Source organism: Rhodobacter maris, from assembly GCF_900217815.1.
Taxonomy (GTDB): Bacteria; Pseudomonadota; Alphaproteobacteria; order Rhodobacterales; family Rhodobacteraceae; genus Rhodobacter; species Rhodobacter maris.
In genome coordinates this window covers 40,741-59,908 of sequence record NZ_OBMT01000012.1, presented here as the reverse complement: position 1 = coordinate 59,908, position 19,168 = coordinate 40,741, and the positions used below count along the sequence as shown (strand labels likewise).

General features: G+C 66.9%; 17 protein-coding genes. 3 read left to right on the top strand and 14 right to left on the bottom strand.

Translation table 11 applies throughout. From position 1 onward, the window contains the following. Window positions 1-99 precede the first annotated feature (99 nt). Complete coding sequence (gene gltA / locus CRO22_RS14305) at window positions 100-1,395, bottom strand: citrate synthase (protein WP_097070846.1); 1,296 nt, start codon at window positions 1,393-1,395, stop codon at window positions 100-102. Between the two features lie 103 nt (window positions 1,396-1,498). Beyond that, the gene (gene gltX, locus CRO22_RS14300) at window positions 1,499-2,899 is read right to left on the bottom strand and encodes a glutamate--tRNA ligase (protein ID WP_097070845.1); all 1,401 of its coding nucleotides are present in this window, start codon (window positions 2,897-2,899) and stop codon (window positions 1,499-1,501) included. Window positions 2,900-3,093: 194 nt separating this feature from the next. Here gltX and CRO22_RS14295 point away from each other — a divergent pair, with 194 nt between their 5' ends. Further along, on the top strand, window positions 3,094-5,133 hold the full coding sequence (locus tag CRO22_RS14295; protein WP_097070877.1) for a ComEC/Rec2 family competence protein: 2,040 nt from the start codon (window positions 3,094-3,096) through the stop codon (window positions 5,131-5,133). Here CRO22_RS14295 and lexA read toward each other — a convergent pair. The 6 genes from lexA to CRO22_RS14265 all read right to left on the bottom strand — a co-directional run bounded on the left by lexA (window position 5,127) and on the right by CRO22_RS14265 (window position 9,953). Then, on the bottom strand, window positions 5,127-5,843 hold the full coding sequence (gene lexA / locus CRO22_RS14290; RefSeq protein WP_097070844.1) for a transcriptional repressor LexA: 717 nt from the start codon (window positions 5,841-5,843) through the stop codon (window positions 5,127-5,129). The genes CRO22_RS14295 and lexA overlap by 7 nt on opposite strands. A gap of 82 nt (window positions 5,844-5,925) precedes the next feature. Next, window positions 5,926-7,104 (bottom strand): molybdopterin molybdotransferase MoeA, encoded by a 1,179-nt coding sequence (locus CRO22_RS14285; RefSeq protein ID WP_097070843.1) that lies wholly within the window; start codon window positions 7,102-7,104, stop codon window positions 5,926-5,928. Continuing rightward, window positions 7,101-7,574, bottom strand: a complete 474-nt coding sequence (moaC, locus tag CRO22_RS14280) for a cyclic pyranopterin monophosphate synthase MoaC (RefSeq protein WP_097070842.1) — start codon at window positions 7,572-7,574, stop codon at window positions 7,101-7,103. The genes CRO22_RS14285 and moaC overlap by 4 nt, the downstream gene beginning before the upstream one ends. Further along, entirely contained in the window at window positions 7,568-8,362 is a 795-nt protein-coding gene (gene trpC / locus CRO22_RS14275; RefSeq protein WP_097070841.1) for an indole-3-glycerol phosphate synthase TrpC, read from the bottom strand. The genes moaC and trpC overlap by 7 nt, the downstream gene beginning before the upstream one ends. Next, on the bottom strand, window positions 8,359-9,369 hold the full coding sequence (gene trpD / locus CRO22_RS14270; protein WP_097070840.1) for an anthranilate phosphoribosyltransferase: 1,011 nt from the start codon (window positions 9,367-9,369) through the stop codon (window positions 8,359-8,361). Before trpD ends, trpC begins: the two co-directional genes overlap by 4 nt. Further along, the gene (locus CRO22_RS14265) at window positions 9,366-9,953 is read right to left on the bottom strand and encodes an anthranilate synthase component II (protein ID WP_097070839.1); all 588 of its coding nucleotides are present in this window, start codon (window positions 9,951-9,953) and stop codon (window positions 9,366-9,368) included. Before CRO22_RS14265 ends, trpD begins: the two co-directional genes overlap by 4 nt. Before the next feature lie 170 nt (window positions 9,954-10,123). Between CRO22_RS14265 and CRO22_RS14260 the strand changes: the two genes are divergently transcribed. After that, window positions 10,124-11,611 carry a divergent polysaccharide deacetylase family protein gene (locus CRO22_RS14260; RefSeq protein WP_097070838.1) on the top strand — a complete coding sequence of 496 codons (1,488 nt, stop codon included), beginning with the start codon at window positions 10,124-10,126 and terminating at the stop codon, window positions 11,609-11,611. Between the two features lie 12 nt (window positions 11,612-11,623). On the opposite strand, the gene trpE is transcribed toward CRO22_RS14260, so the two are convergent. The 6 genes from trpE to fabI form a co-directional block, all read right to left on the bottom strand. Beyond that, entirely contained in the window at window positions 11,624-13,132 is a 1,509-nt protein-coding gene (gene trpE, locus CRO22_RS14255) for an anthranilate synthase component I (RefSeq protein WP_097070837.1), read from the bottom strand. Window positions 13,133-13,143: 11 nt separating this feature from the next. Beyond that, window positions 13,144-14,997 carry a SurA N-terminal domain-containing protein gene (locus CRO22_RS14250; RefSeq protein WP_097070836.1) on the bottom strand — a complete coding sequence of 618 codons (1,854 nt, stop codon included), beginning with the start codon at window positions 14,995-14,997 and terminating at the stop codon, window positions 13,144-13,146. A 63-nt stretch (window positions 14,998-15,060) separates the two neighbouring features. After that, entirely contained in the window at window positions 15,061-16,242 is a 1,182-nt protein-coding gene (locus CRO22_RS14245; protein ID WP_097070835.1) for an aminotransferase, read from the bottom strand. 168 nt (window positions 16,243-16,410) lie between these two features. Further along, complete coding sequence (gpt, locus tag CRO22_RS14240) at window positions 16,411-16,917, bottom strand: xanthine phosphoribosyltransferase (protein WP_097070834.1); 507 nt, start codon at window positions 16,915-16,917, stop codon at window positions 16,411-16,413. A gap of 11 nt (window positions 16,918-16,928) precedes the next feature. After that, a complete protein-coding gene (locus tag CRO22_RS14235; RefSeq protein WP_097070833.1) occupies window positions 16,929-17,546 on the bottom strand; it encodes a LysE family translocator in 618 nt (205 codons plus the stop codon). 19 nt (window positions 17,547-17,565) lie between these two features. Further along, window positions 17,566-18,387, bottom strand: coding sequence for an enoyl-ACP reductase FabI (gene fabI / locus CRO22_RS14230; protein WP_097070832.1), 822 nt, complete (start codon window positions 18,385-18,387; stop codon window positions 17,566-17,568). A 141-nt stretch (window positions 18,388-18,528) separates the two neighbouring features. Here fabI and pdxH point away from each other — a divergent pair, with 141 nt between their 5' ends. Further along, window positions 18,529-19,164 (top strand): pyridoxamine 5'-phosphate oxidase, encoded by a 636-nt coding sequence (gene pdxH / locus CRO22_RS14225; protein ID WP_097070831.1) that lies wholly within the window; start codon window positions 18,529-18,531, stop codon window positions 19,162-19,164. The last annotated feature ends 4 nt before the right edge of the window (window positions 19,165-19,168 follow it).

Sequence of the window (19,168 nt, the reverse complement as noted above, 5' to 3'; positions counted from 1 at the left end):
ACCGGCCCAGAGAAGCGCGCCGGGGCGCATCCGTCAAGGCCCGCAACATCAAAAGACCGGGGTTTCCCCCGGCCTTGTCTTGCACGCCACTGCGAGCGCTCAGCGCGCGGCGACGTCGAGATAATCGCGCATCGTCTTGCCGGTATAGAGCTGGCGCGGACGGCCGATCTTGCCGGTCGGATCGCCGAGCATTTCCTTCCATTGCGAAATCCAGCCCACTGTACGCGAGAGCGCGAAAATCGGGGTGAACATCGCGGTGGGGAAGCCCATCGCCTCGAGGATGATACCGGAATAGAAGTCGACGTTCGGATAGAGCTTTTTCGAGACGAAGTAATCGTCCTCAAGCGCGATCCGTTCGAGTTCCTTGGCCACCTGCAGCGTCGGGTTGTTGTGGATGCCCAGAAGCTCAAGCACCTCGTCGGCCGATTCCTTCATCACCTTGGCGCGCGGGTCGAAGTTCTTGTAGACGCGGTGGCCAAAGCCCATCAGGCGGAACGGGTCGTTCTTGTCCTTCGCCTTGGCAATGTAGTCCGGGATCCGCTCGACCGAGCCGATCTCGCGCAGCATCTCAAGGCAGGCCTGGTTGGCGCCGCCATGGGCCGGGCCCCAGAGGCAGGCGATGCCGGCGGCGATACAGGCAAAGGGGTTCGCGCCCGAAGAACCGGCCAGGCGCACCGTCGAGGTCGAGGCGTTTTGCTCGTGATCGGCATGCAGCATCATGATCCGGTCCATGGCCTTGGCCAGTTCCGGCTTCACGGTATAGGGCTCGGCCGGAACCGAGAAGCACATGTGCAGGAAGTTTTCCGCGTAGTTCAGATCGTTGCGCGGATAGACCATCGGCTGACCGATGGAATATTTATAGGCCATCGCGGCGATCGTCGGCAGTTTCGCGATCATCCGCATCGCGGCGACCTCACGCTGCCACGGGTCGTTGATGTCCAAGCTGTCGTGATAGAAGGCCGACATCGCGCCGACCACGCCCACCATCGTCGCCATCGGGTGGCTGTCACGACGGAAGCCGCGGAAGAACATGTGGATCTGTTCGTGCAGCATGGTGTGCCGCGTGATCCGATATTCGAAATCTTCCATCTGCTTGGCGTTCGGCAACTCGCCGTTCAAGAGCAGATAGCAGACTTCGAGGTAGTGCGACTTTTCGGCCAATTGCTCGATCGGATAGCCGCGGTAGAGAAGCTCACCCTTGTCCCCGTCGATATAGGTGATCTCCGATTCGCAGGCCGCGGTGGAGGTGAAGCCGGGGTCATAGGTGAACACATCCGCCTGCCCGTAGAGCTTGCGGATATCGAGCACGTCCGGCCCGACGGTGGGCGAAATCACCGGCAATTCGTAAGTTTTGCCGTCTAGCGTGAGTGTGGCAACGCGTTGGGTTTCAGCCATAAGAACCTCTCCTGTCAGCCGACGGGTCGCGTCGGCGCGTCTGGGCCGGAAGCCGACAAATCCGGCTCGCGGTCTTTCCGGTTTCCCGGGAAAGGCGGCCCGGTCAGGCCGCCTGATCTTCCAGCCGGGCCAGGACTTCGTCACGGCCGAGCAATTCCATCATGTCGAAGACCGAGGGAGTGGCCGTGCGGCCTGCGAGCGCGGCGCGGATCGGCGCGGCAATCTTGCCAAGGCCGATTCCCTGCGCCTGCGCCAGCTCCGCGGCAACGGCTTCGAGGTCTTCCCGCGTCCAGCTAGCATTTTGCAGCCTCTGCGTCAATTCTCCCAGTATACCACGGGATACAGAGTCGAGCGCTTTCTCTGCCTTCTCATCCATCGCCACGGGCCGCGAGATCAGTGCAAAGCGCGCCTTTTCAAGGAGTTGCCCAAAGGTCTTCGCGCCGGTCTTGGCAAGCGGCAGGGCCGCAAGCAAAGCGTCGGATTGGTGAGGGGAAAGTGAAGCTTCCCCGGCCGCCTCCAGATAAGCGTGGATTTGCGGCATCAGATCGGCATCGGGGATCTGCGCGATATGCTGGCCGCAGATGTTCTCGAGCTTCTTGAAGTCGAGCCGCGAGGGCGCGCGGCCGATTCCTTCCAGCTCGAACCAGTCCTTCGCTTGCGCATCGGTGAAGAATTCATCGTCACCATGGCTCCAGCCCAGCCGGGCAAGGTAATTGCGCATCCCCGCCGCCGGGTAGCCCATGGCCTGATATTGCTCGAGCCCGACCGCGCCGTGGCGCTTCGAGAGCTTCTTGCCATCGGGGCCGTGAATGAGCGGAATATGCGCGAAAGCGGGCACATCCCAGCCCATCGCAGTGTAGACCTGCACCTGCCGCGCGGCATTGGTCAGGTGGTCATCACCGCGGATCACATGCGTCACACCCATATCATGATCGTCAACCACCACCGCCAGCATATAGGTCGGTGTGCCATCCGAACGTAAACAGACCATGTCATCGAGCGTGTCGTTGCGGAAGGTCACCTTGCCCTGCACCTTGTCCTCGATCACCGTCACCCCTTCGCGCGGGGCCTTCAGGCGGATCACGTAAGCGCCATCGGGATGCGTGCCAGGGTCGGCGTCCCGCCACGGGCTCTGGAACAGCGTCGATTTGCCTTCGGCTCGGGCGGCCTCGCGGAAGGCCTCGATCTCCTCCTGCGTGGAGAAGCACTTGTAGGCCATGCCCCGGGCCAGCATCTCGCGGGCCACCTCGGCATGGCGCGGCGCGCGCTCGAACTGGCTCACCACCTCGCCGTCGTAATCGAGCCCGAGCCAGTCGAGCCCTTTCAGGATCGCCGCCGTCGCCTCGGGAGTGGAGCGGGCGCGGTCGGTATCCTCGATGCGCAGAAGGAACGTGCCGCCGTGGCCGCGCGCGTAGAGCCAGTTGAACAGCGCCGTGCGCGCACCACCGATATGCAGATAGCCGGTGGGCGAGGGGGCGAAGCGGGTGACGATCTTTTGCGACATTGGCTTTTGCGACATTGGGGCCTTTCTCGCGGCGCGCCGATGGGTCCGGAGCGGCCACGTTAACCTTTTGGAAACCATGATGCCCGTAGGCTCTCTTGGGGATTTCTCTAAATCACCAAGGGGGGGCGCGACAAGTGCAGCGGATCGCCGGGGGCAGCGGTTTCGAAGCTGGGCCGCTCGCGCGGGGTCTCCGCATGGCCGGGCTTTCCGACCCTCTCGGCGCGGTTGCGCGTGCCCAACTCGACTGGATGCTCTGGGCACCGCTCGCGCTCGGTCTTGGGATCGGGGGCTATTTCACGCTCCCCGACGAGCCGACGGCGGGGCTGCGTGTGTTGGCGGGTGCGGTGACGCTCGCCGCTGCGCTGGTCTGGGCGCGGGGCGCGGGGCCCGTGCGACTGCCTGCGGCGCTTTTGATCTTCGTCGCTTGCGGGCTTCTGGCCGCCGATCTGCGCGCTCGCACCGTCGCCGCCCCGGTGCTTGCGCATCGCTATTATGGCCCGGTCGAGGGGCGAATTCTGCGGATCGACCGCTCGGCGCGCGACGTGTTGCGCCTCACTCTCGATCAGGTGCGCCTGCCCGGCACTCCCCCCGCGCGCACGCCCGCAAAGGTGCGCATCGCGTTGCATGGGGGGGGCGATGCGCTCGCTCCGGAGCCGGGGCTGGTGGTCATGACCACGGCGCATCTGAGCCCGCCCAATGGCCCGGTGGAGCCCGGTGCCTGGGATTTCCGCCGCACCGCCTGGTTCGAAAGGCTCGGCGCCGTCGGTTATACCCGCGCGCCCGTCGTGGTGATCGCCCCGCCCGACCCGGACGACCGGGCGCTTGCCGCGCACCGGCTGCGGATGCAGCTTTCCGCGGCGATGCAGGCGCGCATCCCGGGGCAGGCAGGGGCGGTCTCGGCCGCGCTGATGACGGGGGACCGCTCCGGCATCGAGGAGGCCACGAACGAAGAGATGCGCGCCGCCAATCTCTATCATATCGTCTCGATCTCCGGGCTGCATATGGGGATGCTCGCGGGCTTCGTTTTCGCCGCGATCCGCCATGGGTTCGCGTTGATCGGCTGGGTGGCGCTCTGGTGGAACACGAAAAAAATCGCCGCCATCGCGGCGCTTCTGGCCTCGACCGCCTATCTGTGGATTTCCGGCGCCGATATCGCCACCCAGCGCGCCTGGATCATGACCTCGGTGATGCTTTCGGCGGTGCTGCTCGACCGCCGCGCGCTTTCCCTGAACACCGTAGCACTTGCCGCCCTCGTCCTGCTCGCCCTCTGGCCCGAGGCGCTGCTCGGCCCCGGCTTCCAGATGAGCTTCGCCGCAACCGTGGCGCTGATCCTGATCGCAAAACCCTGGCCTGCCTGGCAAAAGCACATCCCCGTTCCGTTGCGCCCGCTGGCGATGTTGATCCTCACCTCGCTGGTCGCCGGGGTCGTCACCGCGCCGATCGCGGCGGCGCATTTCGGGCGCATGTCGCATTACGGCCTGCTCGCCAATCTGCTCGCAGTGCCGATGATGGGGGTCGTGGTGATGCCTGCAGGCGTGATCGCCGCCTGCCTCGCGCCCTTTGGCCTTGCGGGCCCCGCGCTCTGGGTGATGGGCAAGGGCACCGGCTGGGTGCTCGCCGTCGCCGCCTGGGTGGCGGGGCTTGACGGCGCGCAAAGCGTGCTTCCCGCGCCGCCCGGATGGGTGCTGCCGACCATGGCGCTCGCTGCAGCTGTCGCCGTGCTGGCCCGGGGGGGCCTACGCGCCTGCGCCGTCATCATGCTCGCGCTCAGTGTTGCCGGCTGGGCGCTCGCCCCACGCCCGGCCCTGCTGATCGCGCCTGAGGGCGCGCTTGTCGGGCTGATGACCCCGTCGGGACGCGCCCTGTCCAAAGCCGCGCCTGTTTATACCGCCGAGGGCTGGCTTGTGGCCGATGGCGACACGGCCACGCCCGAAGAGGCTGCCGAACGCCCGGGGTTTGTCGGCCCGAGGGGCCGCCGGCAGGCGGAGTGGCAGGGCCATGCCCTCGTGCATCTGACGGGGAAGGGCGCGCCCGCGGCCCTGCCCGAGGCCTGCCGGGCTTCGGCTCTGGTCGTGATTGACAAACCCGCGCCCGTGGATTTCACCGGCGCGTGCACGCTTTACGACAGCCGCAGCCTCGCGCGGAGCGGTGCGCTCGCCTTCGATGTGGCGGGCCGGATGCGCTCGGTTACGACGGAGGCTGGCAACCGGCTCTGGACCCGCCCGCCTCAATAGCTGCGGATCAGCCCCACAAGGCGGCCTTGCACCTTCACCTGATCCTCGCGCAGCATCCGCGTCTCATAGGCCGGGTTCGCCGCCTCGAGCGCAATCATCCCGCTGCGGCGGAAATAGCGCTTCAATGTCGCCTCGTGATCCTCGATCAGTGCCACCACGATCTCGCCGCTCTCCGCCGTGCCCTGTGAGCGGATCACCACGATGTCGCCATCGTTGATCCCCGCCTCGATCATCGAATCGCCCTTGACCTCAAGGGCGTAATGCGCGCCTCGGCCGGAAACCATCGCGCCGGGCACCGCCACATGATGCGAGATCTCGGCAATCGCCTCGATCGGTACCCCGGCCGCGATCCGCCCCATCAGGGGGATCTCCAGCGCGGCCGCTGCCACGGCCATCGCGCCGCGTGGCGGGTCCACCCGGTCGCCTTCGATCCCCTCGGGACGGACCTTCGGCTTCGCCGGTGTCGCTGCGGCGGCGACCGCTGCCGCCTCGAGCGACTCGGGCAGTTTCACGATTTCCAGCGCCCGCGCCCGATGCGCCAGCCGGCGAATGAAGCCGCGCTCTTCCAGCGCGGTGATGAGCCGGTGAATACCCGATTTCGAGCGTAAATCGAGCGCATCCTTCATTTCGTCGAAAGACGGGGGCACCCCGTCGCGCGCCATGCGCTTTTGGATGAATTCGAGAAGTTCCAGTTGCTTGCGTGTCAGCATTCACGATCCCCTCGTGCCAGACGTCCCCCTGCGTTCACCTCTTGTTCTAACCTCGTTCGCGTTTCGTGTCAACGCGTCCGGCTCAAAGCGGCAGATAGTCGACGATCTCGCCCGCGCTCCGGGGGCCGTCTTGCGGCGGGCGGATCAAAAGCGCATCCGCCTGCGCCAATACGCTCAGCCCCGCGGAATCCTGCTGCGCGAAAGGGGTGATCACCGGAAGATCGCCGCCCAGCGAAAGGCGGGCACGCTGGTAGTGCGCACGCGGACCTTCCGGCGGCACATCGCAACCAAGCACCGCTTTGGCGGTGCTGGCCGGAATCTCAAGGCCCTGAAAACGCTTTAAAACCGGTGCAAGGAAGAGATCGGCGCAAACCGCCGCGGCCACCGGATTGCCGGGCAGACCCAAAAGCACAGCCCCCCCGAGCCGCCCCGCCATCAAGGGCTTGCCGGGTTTCATCGCCACTTGCCAGAAGGCGCGCGCGAGCCCCATCTCGCCCGCGACCTTGCCGACTAGATCATGCTCCCCCACCGAGGCGCCCCCGGAAGTGACGATCAGATCGGCGCCTTCGGCCGCGCCGAGCACGGCACGCAGGCTCGCCTCGGTATCGCGCGCGATCGGCAGCATGCGCGCGATACCGCCTGCCTGAGTCACCGCGCCCGCAAGCAAAAAGCTGTTCGAGCACAGGATCTGGTCCGGGCCGGGGCGCTCCCCCGGCATCACGAGTTCGTCGCCGGTGGCGATGATCGCAACCTGGGGGCGGCGATGCACCGGCAGCTCTGCGATGTTCATCGCGGCCATCAGGCCCAGATCGCGCGGTGTGAGCGGGCGGCGCGGAAACACCTCGGCGCCCTCGGCAAAATCGCCGCCGCGGGGCCGGATATGGGCGGATTTCGGCAAGGTGCCAAGGGTGATGCCGTCGCCTTCGCGGGTCACATCTTCCTGCGGGATCACCCGGCCGGGGGCTGCGGGGCAGGGCGCGCCGGTAAAAATGCGCAAGGCCTGTCCGGGGGAAAGCGCGCCCTGATGCGCATGGCCCGCCGCGGCCGCGCCGGTCACGATAAGCCGCGCGCCGGGGCGGGCATCGGCCGCGGCAATCCAGTAGCCATCCATCGCCGCGGCATCGAAGGGCGGCTGGGTGAGGCGGGCCGTGACCGGCTGGGCCAGCACACGGCCAAGCGCTTCGGCAAGCGGCACGCGCTCGGGCGGAAGCGGTCGGGCGAGCGCCAGCACCTGCGCGAGCGCCTCCGCGACAGAAATCACGGCGCGGCCTCATAGCGGCCCGATTTGCCGCCATCCTTCATCACAAGCCGTATCTCCTCGATATGCATGGATTTCTCGGCCGCCTTAAGCATGTCGTAAAGCGTCAGCGCGGCGACCGAAACGGCAGTCAGCGCCTCCATTTCCACCCCGGTCTGCCCTGTGGTCTTCACCGTGGCGCGGATCCGCACTCCGGGCAAAGCCTCATCGGGCGTCAGCTCAAGCGCCACCCTGGTGATCGGCAGCGGATGGCAGAGCGGAATAAGCTCGGAGGTCTTCTTCGCTCCCATGATCCCGGCGACGCGGGCGATGCCCAGAACATCGCCCTTTTCCGCTGTGCCCTGCAGGACAAGCGCCAGCGTCTCGGGCGCCATCACGATGCAGCCCTCCGCCACTGCCTCGCGTGCCGTCACCGGCTTGTCCGAGACATCGACCATATGCGCCTTTCCGGCGCCGTCGAAATGGCTCAGCATGCGAGCAGCGCGCGGGTTGCCCCCGCCACATCGGCCTGCCGCATCAGGCTTTCGCCGATCAGGAACCGCCGCGTGCCAACCTCGGCCATCGCCGCCATGTCCTCGCGCGTGAAGATCCCGCTTTCGCAGACCAATTCGCGCCCTTCGGCAAGGATCGTCGGCGCAAGCGTGCGGGTGACATCGAGCGTCACCTCGAAAGTCTTCAGATTGCGGTTGTTCACGCCCAGCAGCGACGATTTCAGGTGCTTGAGCGCGCGGTCAAGCTCCGCGCCGTCATGCACCTCGACCAGCACATCCATGCCCCAGCCAAAGGCCACATCCTCCAGCTCCACGGCGAGGCTGTCCTCAACCGAGGCCATGATGATCAGGATGCAGTCCGCCCCCCAGGCACGCGCCTCGGCGACCTGATAGGGATCGTAGAGAAAATCCTTGCGCAGCGCGGGGAGCGCACAGGCCGCGCGGGCGGCGACGAGAAAGTCAGGCGCGCCCTGAAAGCTCGGGCCATCGGTCAGCACCGAGAGGCAGGCGGCGCCGCCCGCCTCATAGGCCTTGGCCAGCGCGGGCGGGTCAAAATCCGGGCGGATCAGCCCTTTCGAGGGCGAGGCTTTCTTGATTTCGGCAATCAGGCCATAGCCTTGCGCGGATTTGTTGCGAAGCGCTTCGGCAAAGCCGCGGGCCGGGGCTTCGGCCTTGGCCGCGGCCTCCACCTCGGCCAGAGGCCGCGCGGCCTTTGCCGCCGCCACTTCCTCAAGCTTGTAGGCCTTGATCCGGTCGAGGATGTTCGTCATGCGTCGAGCACCGCTTTCAGCGCGGCAAGTTTGGCCTCTGCCGCGCCGCTGTCGATGCTTTCCGCGCCGATCTGCGCGCCCTCGCGGAGCGTGCCCGCCTTGCCCGCCACCACGAGCGCAGCGGCGGCATTGAGCAGCACGGCATCGCGGTAGGCGCTCCGTGCCCCTGCCAGAAGCGCGCGCAGGGCGGCCGCGTTTTCAGAGGGCTCGCCGCCCATGATCGCCTCGAACGGATGGGCGGGGAGGCCGGCCTCTTCCGGATGCACCTCGAATTCGGTGATCTCGCCATTGACGAGCGCCGCCACCCAGCTCACGCCGCAGATCGAAAGCTCATCGGTACCGTCCGAGCCATGCACGAGCCAGGCGGCTTCGGAGCCGAGCGCCTTGAGCACCTCGGCCATCGGCCGGATCCAGGCGCGGGAGAAGGCGCCGGTGAGCTGGCGCTTCACGCCCGCGGGGTTGGTCAGCGGGCCAAGCAGATTGAACACCGTGCGCGTGCCAAGTTCAACCCGGGTGGGGCCGATATGCTTCATCGCCGGATGATGCATCGGCGCCATGAGGAAGGTGAGGCCCACCTCGTTCAGCGCCTGTTGCGCGGCGGCCGGGCCTTTCATCACGTCAAGCCCGAGCGCGGTGAGCGCATCGGCGGCGCCGGATTTGGAGGAGAGATTGCGGTTGCCGTGCTTGGCGACCGGCACACCGGCGCCCGCGACCACAAGCGCGGTGGCGGTCGAGATATTGAGCGTGCCCTTGCCGTCGCCGCCGGTGCCGACGATGTCGATCGCGCCTGCAGGCGCGGTGATCCGGGTCATCTTCGCGCGCATCACCGCGGCCGCGGCGGCGATTTCGTCGACCGTTTCGCCGCGGGTGCGCAAAGCCATCAAAAGCCCGCCCATCTGTGCGGGGGTCGCCGCGCCCTCAAAGAGCGCCTCAAAGGCGGTCTCGGCCTCGGCGCGGGTCAGGGCGCGTTCGGCGGCAAGGCCGATCAGGGGTTTGAGCTCGCTCATGCGCTCACCTTCACTTTCGCGGTATCGAGGAAATTGCGCAGCATCTGATGGCCGTGTTCGGAAGCGATCGACTCGGGGTGGAACTGCACCCCCTCGATCAGCTTTTCTTTGTGGCGCAGGCCCATGATCATGCCCCCCTCAAGCCATGCGGTGACCTCAAGGCAATCGGGCAGGCTTTCGCGCTCGACGATCAGCGAATGATAGCGCGTGGCCTGAAACGGTGAGGGCAGCCCGGCAAAGACGCCTTTGCCCGCGTGGTGGATCGCCCCCATCTTGCCATGCACGATCTCGCCCGCGCGGATCACCTTGCCGCCAAAAGCCTCGCCAATGGTCTGATGGCCAAGGCAGACCCCCATCAACGGCACGCCCGCCTCGGCGGCCGCCAGCGTCAGCGGAATGCAGATGCCCGCCTGAGCGGGGTCGCAGGGGCCGGGGGAGAGCACGATCGCCTCTGCGCCAAGGCCCATCGCCTCCTGCACATCCATCGCGTCGTTGCGCACCACCTTCACATCGGCGCCGAGCTCGCCGAAATAATGGACGAGGTTGTAGGTGAAGCTGTCGTAGTTGTCGATGAGCAGCAGCATGGGCATTCCTTCCTCGCCGCCCGCATTCTGGGGGTGAACCGGGCCCGACGTCGGGGTATAGATGCTCAGAGCAGGCGGCCGGGGTCAAGCCCGCAAGGCGCTGGGAGGGCGCGGCCCTCGGGCGCAGAAAGCACAAGAGCCGGAACAGGCGTGAAACGGGAGAGCGGAGAATGGCGCGTGGCGTGATTGCGGGACTGACGACCGGGGTCGTCGTTTCGGGGCTGGGGCTTGCTGCGGCCTCGCTGATACTGCCTCCCCCCCCGACCACCCGGACGGCGGTCGCCCCCGCCGGAACCGTGGCCGGACCGGGGGCCATGTCCCGTCCTGAAACGGCTGTGCCGCCCGTTGTCCCCGAGTCCAAGACCAAAGCGCCCCCCGCATCTGACGAGGCGAGTGCGGCCCGCAGTGGGCCGGCGCAGGAGGTGCCGCTGCCCGCAGGGTCTGAATTCGTGCGCGACAGTGCCGAGACGCCGCCCACGCCCGGTTCGGAAACTGCCGTGCCGAACGGAGCGGCGGCGCCACCTGCCGCGCCTCCGGCCGAGGCCGCGACACCCGCTGCCGATCCGGTCACCGATCCGCCACCGCGCCCCGAGACCGAGGCGAAGGCCCCCGCGGCCCCCACCAACCCGGTGACGCCGGAGGCCGCGCTTGAAACCTTGCCCGGCGCGGCACCCGAGATGCCTGTCGCCCCCCCGGGCGAGACCGTCGCCCCCGATCTGCCACCGGTTGCCGCGCTCCCCGGCCCCGGGCAGGAGATCACCCTGATGCCCGATGGGGCGCTGGTTCCTGCCAGTCCGGCGCTGCCGGGCGTGATCGTGCCCGGCACGGGCCGCGGTTTTGACGATGCCGCGGGCACCCGGGTGAACCGGTTGCCGCAGATCGGCGCCGCGGCACAATCGGGGCCTGCCACTGCCGGGGCCGGACCCAAGGCGGCGTCTGATGAGGCGCCCGCGGCCGCGCCTTCCGCCGCGCCGATGCCTGCCGCCGAGGGCCCGGCGATCGAGCGCTTTGCTGCCGCCTATGCGGAAAAACCCGGCAAGCCGTGGCTCACGGTGCTGTTGCGCGATGTTGGCCCCGCCGCGGGCGGGCTCGACCGCGAGACGATCAAGGCGCTTGGCCCCTGGGTGACGGTGGTGCTCGATCCCGCCCGCCCCGATGCCGCCGCCGCTGCCGCCGATTATCGCGCGGCAGGGTTCGAGGTGGCGCTTCTGGCCGATCCGCTCCCGGCGGGGGCGGACCCCAAGGATGTGGAGGTGGCGCTTGCCGCATGGCGCGCCGCGATGCCGGAGGCGCTTGCCCTCGTCGAGCCCGATCCGCCGGTGTTTCAGGGTGTGAGCCTGTTGCGCCAGCAGGTCGAGCGGGCGCTCGCCGATGAGGGGATGGTCTATGTGACGCGTCCGGCGGGCATGGGCGCGGCAGGGGCGGGCCTGCAAAGCCGGATCTGGCGCGAGCTGGATCAGCGTCGTGAAAAAGCGCCCTACATCACGCGCACGCTGGCGCGCGCGGCCTTTGAAGCCGGGCGCGATGGCGCGGTGGTGGTGATGCTCTCGGCCTGGCCCGAATCCGTCGCGGGGCTCGAGGACTGGCGCGCAGGCGCGGCAAGTGCGCTCAACCTCGCGCCGCTCTCGGCCACCGTAGAGGCGATGGCGGCGCCCTGAGGGTGCCGCAGCTCAGCTGTTGCCGTGCCGGACGAACAGGCCCGCATCCTCCGCGGCGCGGCGCAGCGCCTTGGATTTGTTGACCGTTTCCTGAAACTCGGCCTCCGGGTCGCTGTCATAGACAACGCCGCCGCCGGCCTGAATGTAGAGCGTCTGGTCCTTCACCACGGCGGTGCGCAGCGCGATGCACATGTCCATCTCGCCATTGGCGGCAAAATAGCCGACGCCGCCGCCATAGATGCCGCGCTTTTCGGGCTCCAGCTCGTCGATGATCTCCATCGCCCGCACCTTGGGCGCGCCCGACACCGTGCCCGCAGGCAGCCCCGCGAGCAGCGCCGAAAGCGCATCCTCGCCCTCGGCGAGTTCGCCCACCACGTTCGAAACGATATGCATGACGTGGGAATACCGCTCGATCACGAATTTCTCGGTCGGATGCACGGTCCCCACCTTCGCCACCCGGCCGACATCGTTCCGGCCAAGGTCAAGGAGCATCAGATGCTCGGCCAGTTCCTTCTTGTCGGCGAGCAGATCGGCCTCAAGCGCGCGATCTTCCTCGGGCGTCTGCCCGCGGGGGCGGGTGCCTGCGATCGGGCGGATCGTCACCTCCCCCGCGCGCAGCCGCACGAGGATCTCCGGGCTGGCGCCAACGATCTGGAAGCTGCCGAAGTTCAGAAAGAACATGAAGGGCGAGGGGTTGGTGCGGCGCAGAGAGCGGTAAAGCGCAAACGGCGGCAGCGGGAAATCGGCAGCCCAGCGTTGCGCCGGCACGACCTGAAAGATATCGCCCGCGCGGATGTAATCTTTCGCCTTTTCAACGGCGGCCTTGTAGCTCTCGGGCGTGAAGTTCGAGCGCAACGGCCCCACTTTCGCCACCTCGCCCATCTCGCGGCCCTGGGTCGGCGTGCGGTCGAGATCGCGCAGTGCATCCATCACCCGCTCGGCGGCCTGCGCATAGGCGGCGCGCGCCGAAAGCCCCGAGCCCTGGAAAGCGGGGGCGCAAAGGATCACGTCGCCCTTCACCCCATCGAGCACGGCCACCACCGAGGGGCGCATGAGCACCGCATCGGGAACGCCGAGCGGGTCGGGGTTGACGTTCGGCAGATGCTCGACCAGCCGGATCGTGTCATAGCCGAGATAGCCGAAAAGCCCGGCCGCCGCGGCGGGCAGATCCTCGGGCATCTCGATCCGGCTTTCGGCAATGAGCGCACGCAGGCTCTCGAACGGATGGCCCGGCAAGTCTTCGAAGCGATCCTCGAACCGGGCTTGCCGGTTGATGCAGGCCTTCTCGCCGTGGCATTTCCAGATCACATCGGGTTTCATGCCGATGATCGAATAGCGCCCCCGCACCTCGCCGCCGGTGACGGATTCGAGCATGAAGGAGTTTTCGCGCGCATCCGCCAGCTTGAGCATCAGCGAAACCGGCGTGTCCAGATCTGCGGCGAGGCGCGCATAGACAAGCTGGTTCTGACCCGCGCTCCAGGCCGCCTCGAACGCCTCGTAACTGGGAGAAAGGGCAACCATGGGGGCCTCCGTTACTGGATCTGGGACTGCACCGCGTTGATCGCGGCGCTGTCAAGCGTGATGCCGGCTTCGTCCTGCGCGGCGCGCGCGTAGAAATCGACGAGATCATTGCCGATCATCTGGCCCAGCCGGTCCGAGAAGGTGCCGGTGAGCTGCTTCATCTCGGCACTTTCAAGATTGGCAGCATGAACCGCACTGACCGAGATCACATAGACCTTGCCAGCGTCGGAGAGCGAGGCGGCCTTGCCGGGCGCGGTTTCGAAAGCGGTGCGGGCGAGCGCCTGCGGCGCGCCCTCGACAAAGGCGCCGCGCGCGAGACCCGCTTCGGTGCGAGCGGCAAAACCCTGATCGGCAAGGCTTTTGCCGGCTGCGAGATCGGCGATCACCGCTTTCGCGCGCTCTTCCTTCAGGCGCGTGAGCTCAGCGGTACGCCAGCCCTCGGTGACCTTGTCGCGCACCTCCTCGAAGGGGATCGGCGCCGCCGGGGTGATGCCGTCGAGTTGCAGCGCGAAGACGCCGCCATCGTCGAGCGTGCCGAGTTCGGGGAAATCTTCCGCCGTCACCTTGTTTGCGGCATCGCGAAAGCTCTCATAGGCGGCGATGCCCTCGGTGGTGTCCGCCGAGAGCGAGATATGGCCAAGCTGCATCCCGGTTTCCTGCGCCATCTCGTCGAGCGTCGCCCCCGAGGCGAGCCGGTCCTCAAGATCGCTCGTCTGGTCCAAGATCATCCGCCGTGCGCGCTCCATCGCGAGTTCGGCTTTCAGATCCGGCTTCGCCTCCTCAAACGTCGTCGTTTCTCCCGGGACGATGGCGGTGATCTCGAAAAGCGCCGGGCCAAGATCCGTCTCGAAGGGGCCGATCACACCGGGGCCCTGAGCGGCAAAGACTGCCTTGCCCGCCGCGCCGCCGATCTCGGCCTCGCTCACTTCGCCAAGCGCGATGTCTTGCGGGTCAAGCCCGCGTTCCTTCGCGAGATCGGCGAGCGTTACCGTGCCCGCGGCCAGCTTCGCCATGCCGTCCTCGGCTTCTGCCTCGGTCGGGAAAACGAGTTTGGACACCGCGCGGCGCTCGGGCTGGACATAGTCATCCTTGCGCTGGTCATAGCTTGCCTGCAACGACGCCGCGTCGATCTCGACCTTGTCCTCGAGCATTTCGGGCGTGAGCCAGACATAGGTGATCTCGCGCGCCTCGGGCTTGGTGAAATCGGCCTGATGGGCCTCGTAATAGGCTTTCAGCGCCGCCGTGTCGGGCGTGCCGACCGGGGTGGAGAGTTCCGCCTCGGTGATCTCGGCAAAGCTGATATCGCGGGTCTCGCCCAGATAGCCGACATAAGCATCCACGAGCGTTTTCGGTGCCGTCGCGCCCCCCGCCACGGCTCCTTGCAGGATCGAACGGGCGATATCGGCGCGCAGCCGGGTCTCGAACGCCTTTTCGGTGTAGCCCTGACGGCGCAGAACCTCGCGGTAGGCCGTACGGTCAAACTTGCCGTCTGCCCCCTGGAAGGGCGCCGCCTGCATGATCTGGCGGCTCACCTCGGCATCGCCGACCGAAAGATGCAGCCGCTCGGCCTGTTCGCCAAGCGCTGCCGCCCCGAAGAGCCGCGCCTGCACCGCGCGGTCGAGGCCCATGGCGCGCGCTTCCTCAAAGCTCATCGCTCGGCCAACCTGCGCCGCAGCAGCGTTCATTTCCTGCCGGAGCGCATTGGCATAGTCCTGCACGGTGATATCGGTGCCGCCAACCGAGCCGATCGCCTTGACGCCGCTCGAGAAGCTGCGCACCCCGTAGCCGCCGAGCCCGAAGACGAGCATCGCAAGCAGGATCCAGACCACAACGCCCTTGCCATGCGTGCGCAGCTTCGTCGACATCCCGTCCTCCCGGTTTTCGGCCTTTCAGCGGTGTTTAGGGCTTCGGGCGCGGACCCGCAAGGCTCACGGCGCGAGGGCGGCAAGCCGTCTCATCAATTCGCCGATGGTGGGGGTGTCGATATTGGCAAAGGCGATGCGGAGCTGGCGCGCGCCTTCTGGGTCGGAGGCGGGCATGAACATCGTGCCCGGAAGCAGGAGAAGGGAGGCCTCGCGCACGAGACTTTTGGCGAATTCGGGGGAGGGCAGGGAGAAGGGATGGGTGACATAGGCAAAGTAAGCACCACAGCCAAGGAGCTTCCAGCCGTCGAGCCTGGCAAAACCCGCCGTCATCGCGGCGCGGCGCGCGAGGATCTCGGCGCGCTCGCCCGCGACCCATTGAGCAAGGTTGCGCATGCCCCAAAGCGCGCCGATCTGGCCAAGCTGGCTCGGGCAGATCGCCACGGTGTCGAGAAATTTCTCCACCTCCGCGAGCCGCGCGACCGAGGCGACGATGGCGCCGACGCGGTGGCCGGTGAGCCGGTAGGCCTTGGAGAAGGAATAAAGGTGAATGAGCGTCTCGGCCCAGTCGGGATCGGCAAAGAGATCATGCGGTGCGCCCGGACGGGCGTCAAAATCGCGGTAGGTCTCATCCAGGATCAGCGCGAGGCCGCGCGATCGTGCGAGCTCGTAAAAGGCGCGCACAAGCTCTGCCGGATATTCGACGCCCCCGGGGTTGTTGGGGGTCACGAGCACGATGGCGCGGGTGGCGGGCGTGATCAGGCGCGCGGCGCGGTCCGGGTCCGGCAGCAGGCTCTCGCCGGTGGGGAGTGGCACCGCCTCCACCCCGGCCATGTCGAGCCACATCTTGTGGTTGAAATACCACGGCGTCGGCAGAAGCACCGCATCGCCCGCGCCCGCAAGCGTGGCAAGGGCCGCGCAAAAGGCCTGGTTGCAGCCCTGCGTGATCGCCACCTGATCGGCGCGGATCGCGCCGCCATAAGCCGTCGACCATTGCGTGGCGAGTTCTGCGCGCAAATCCGGCAGGCCGAGGACAGGCCCGTAAAGATGGGCGGCGGGGGTGTCGAGCGCGGCGGTCGCAATGGCTTGGCGCAACGCCAGCGGCGGGGGCTCGACCGGCGCGGCTTGAGACACGTTGATCAGCGGCCGCTCGGGCGCAAACTGCACCCCCTCAAGCCAGCGCCGCGCCTCCATCACCGGGGGAGCGAAGGTGGCACCAAGCGCGGGGTTGAGCGGGGAAAGGGTCATCTGGGCCTCCGGCAAACGTCGCGCCACCTCACCACCGGGGCGCGCGCTTGGCAAGGGCAGGGAGGGCGGCCCGCCGCAAAGAAAACGGCGCCCCGAAAGACGCCGCGTCGCTTTCATCTTGCAAAAAATATCCCCGCCGGAGGCAAGCGGCCCGCAGGGCCGCCCCCCTCAATCGGTGCCGCGATAGGGTTGCACATATTGCAGCGCCATATCCCAGGGGAAGAAGATCCAGGTGTCCTGGCTCACCTCGGTGATGAACGTATCCACCTGCAACCGCCCCTTCGGCTTGGCGTAGACGGTGGCGAAATGCGCTTTCGGGTAGAGCTTGCGCACCAGCTCCAGCGTCCGCCCCGAGTCGACGAGATCGTCGACGACGAGAATGCCCTCACCGCCATCGCCCATCAGATCATCCTGCGGTGCCTTGATCACCACCGGGTCGGATTGGGTCTGGTGGTTGTAGCCCTTCACCGAGATCGTATCGATCACCCGGATGTTGAGCTCGCGCGCCACAATCGCCGCCGGCACCATGCCGCCGCGGGTGATGCCGACGATGGCGCGCCACGCGCCGTCGCCCGGCCCCTTGCCATCCAGCCGCCAGGCGAGCGCGCGCGCGTCGCGGTGGAGTTGGTCCCAGCTTACGTGAAAGCCTTTTTCATGCGGCAAGCGCTCGGCCATGCGTGTGCTCCTCAGCTCAGGGCGAGCTTGAGGCCCAAAAGCCCCAGAAGCCCGCCAAAGAAACGGTCGATGAAGGTTTTCAACCCGAGATAGACGCGGCGCGCATGGTCGAGCGAAAAGATCCGCGCCACAATCACATTCCAGGCCGCGTCGTTGAAGAAGACGATGAAGAGGATCACGCCATAAGCCCAGAGGGCCGCATCCGGCGGGATGAAGGTGAGGAAGATCGTGCCAAAGAAGACCGCCGGTTTCGGATTGGCGAGTTGTGCCGCGATCCCTTGCCAGACAAGGCCAAGGTTCGAGCGCGCCGAGGTTGTCTCATCCATCCGCGTATCGAGTGGCTCGGGTGCGTGGCGCCACATCTTCACCGCAAGATAGAAAAGATAGCCCGCCCCCGCGACCTTGAGCACGCTCAAAAGGGCGGGGGCGATCTTGAAGAGAAGCGCAAGGCCGAAGAGCGCGGCCAAGGCCCAGACGCAGGCCCCGAGCCCGATGCCGATAGCCAGCCAGACCCCGCGGGCAAAGCCCTCGCGCAGGCTTGTGCGCACGGCCAGAAGCACCGCCGGGCCGGGCGAGATCGCCGCCGCCAGGTTCACGAAATAGATCGCAAGAAAAGCGGCGAGCGTCATTCTTCCCTCGGGGTTGGGCTCAGTCCTTGCGGCCCGTCACCACGTCGATATCGGGCGCATCCACCGCCTTCATGCCGACGACGTGATAGCCCGCATCCACATGCAGGTTCTCGCCCGTGGTGCCCGAGCCGAGATCGGAGCAGAGATAAAGCGCGGCTTTGCCGACTTCTTCCTGCGTCACGTTGCGGCGCAGCGGCGAATTGAGTTCGTTCCACTTCATGATGTAGCGGAAGTCCCCGATGCCCGAGGCCGCAAGCGTCTTGATCGGCCCGGCCGAGATCGCATTGCAGCGGATGCCGATCTTGCCAAGATCTTCCGCGATATATTTGACCGAGGCCTCAAGCGCCGCCTTCGCCACGCCCATCACGTTGTAATGCGGCATCACTTGCTCGGCGCCGTAATAGGTGAGGGTGAGCAGCGCGCCGCCGTTCGGCATCAGCGCCGCCGCGCGGGCACAGACCGCGGTGAAGGAATAGACCGAAATGTCCATGGTCATGGTGAAGTTGCCGCGCGAGGTATCGACATAGCGGCCCCGCAGCTCGTTCTTGTCGGAAAAGCCGATCGCATGGACGACGAAATCCACCGTGCCCCAGGCGTCCTTGATCCCGGCAAAGAGCGTATCGAGGCTCTCTTCACTTGCGACGTCGCATTCAAAGAGAAGCGGCGTGCCGAGCGAGGCGGCGAGCGGTTCGACGCGCTTTTTCAGTGCCTCGCCCTGATAGGAAAAGGCCAGTTCGGCGCCCGCATCGGAGAGCGCTTTGGCAATCCCCCAGGCGATCGACTTGTCATTGGCCAGCCCCATGATGAGACCGCGCTTTCCCGCCATAAGGCCCGTCGTCATGTCGGATTCTCCCGCTTCCCTCTGGTAAGTGCGAAAGCATTAGGCGAAGAATGCAGGGGCATCAAGGCGGGTTGACGCCGGGGCAGGGGCCCAGTCGTCGCAGCGAAGGGGCGCCCGCGGCCCGCCAGGAAGGACGATCCGATGAGCGACAGGACGGGAATTTTCGCGGGGGAGGATCCTTTCGCGCTGGCACAGGCATGGCTTGCCGAAGCGGAAAAGACGGAGATCAACGATCCGAATGCGATCGCGCTGGCCACTGTCGACGCCGAGGGGCTGCCCAATGTCCGGATGGTGCTCCTGAAGGAAATCGAAGCGCAAAACGCGCCCTCGGGGGGCGCCTTCCTCTTCTACACCAATTACGGCTCGGTGAAGGCACAGGAGATCGAGGGCGCGGGCCCGGGCCTCGGCAAGGCCGCCTTCGTGGCGCATTGGAAAAGCTTGCGGCGGCAGATTCGGGTCCGGGGTCTGGTGAGTCGCGAGGACGGTCCGCAGGCCGATTCCTACTATGCTTCGCGCTCGCTCAAGTCGCGTCTGGGCGCCTGGGCGTCGCGGCAAAGTGAAGCGCTTCCCTCGCGCGCCGCGCTGATGGCGGAGGTGGCGAAAGTCACGGCAATGCATGGGCCGATGCCTGCCCGCCCGCCGTTCTGGGGGGGATTCCGGCTCGTGCCGCTGGAGATCGAGTTCTGGGCGGACGGCGCTTTTCGCTTGCACGACAGGTTCCGCTGGTGCCGAACGGCTCCCGGAGCCGCCTGGGAGGTGACGCGACGTAATCCGTGAAAGC

Coding starts and splice junctions, on each gene's coding strand:
- gltA (WP_097070846.1), bottom strand. CDS start 1,395: ATGGCTGAAACCCAACGCGTTGCCACACTCACGCTAGACGGCAAAACT.
- gltX (WP_097070845.1), bottom strand. CDS start 2,899: ATGTCGCAAAAGATCGTCACCCGCTTCGCCCCCTCGCCCACCGGCTAT.
- CRO22_RS14295 (WP_097070877.1), top strand. CDS start 3,094: ATGGCCGGGCTTTCCGACCCTCTCGGCGCGGTTGCGCGTGCCCAACTC.
- lexA (WP_097070844.1), bottom strand. CDS start 5,843: ATGCTGACACGCAAGCAACTGGAACTTCTCGAATTCATCCAAAAGCGC.
- moaC (WP_097070842.1), bottom strand. CDS start 7,574: ATGCTGAGCCATTTCGACGGCGCCGGAAAGGCGCATATGGTCGATGTC.
- trpC (WP_097070841.1), bottom strand. CDS start 8,362: ATGACGAACATCCTCGACCGGATCAAGGCCTACAAGCTTGAGGAAGTG.
- trpD (WP_097070840.1), bottom strand. CDS start 9,369: ATGAGCGAGCTCAAACCCCTGATCGGCCTTGCCGCCGAACGCGCCCTG.
- CRO22_RS14265 (WP_097070839.1), bottom strand. CDS start 9,953: ATGCTGCTGCTCATCGACAACTACGACAGCTTCACCTACAACCTCGTC.
- CRO22_RS14260 (WP_097070838.1), top strand. CDS start 10,124: ATGGCGCGTGGCGTGATTGCGGGACTGACGACCGGGGTCGTCGTTTCG.
- trpE (WP_097070837.1), bottom strand. CDS start 13,132: ATGGTTGCCCTTTCTCCCAGTTACGAGGCGTTCGAGGCGGCCTGGAGC.
- CRO22_RS14250 (WP_097070836.1), bottom strand. CDS start 14,997: ATGTCGACGAAGCTGCGCACGCATGGCAAGGGCGTTGTGGTCTGGATC.
- CRO22_RS14245 (WP_097070835.1), bottom strand. CDS start 16,242: ATGACCCTTTCCCCGCTCAACCCCGCGCTTGGTGCCACCTTCGCTCCC.
- gpt (WP_097070834.1), bottom strand. CDS start 16,917: ATGGCCGAGCGCTTGCCGCATGAAAAAGGCTTTCACGTAAGCTGGGAC.
- CRO22_RS14235 (WP_097070833.1), bottom strand. CDS start 17,546: ATGACGCTCGCCGCTTTTCTTGCGATCTATTTCGTGAACCTGGCGGCG.
- fabI (WP_097070832.1), bottom strand. CDS start 18,387: ATGACGACGGGCCTTATGGCGGGAAAGCGCGGTCTCATCATGGGGCTG.
- pdxH (WP_097070831.1), top strand. CDS start 18,529: ATGAGCGACAGGACGGGAATTTTCGCGGGGGAGGATCCTTTCGCGCTG.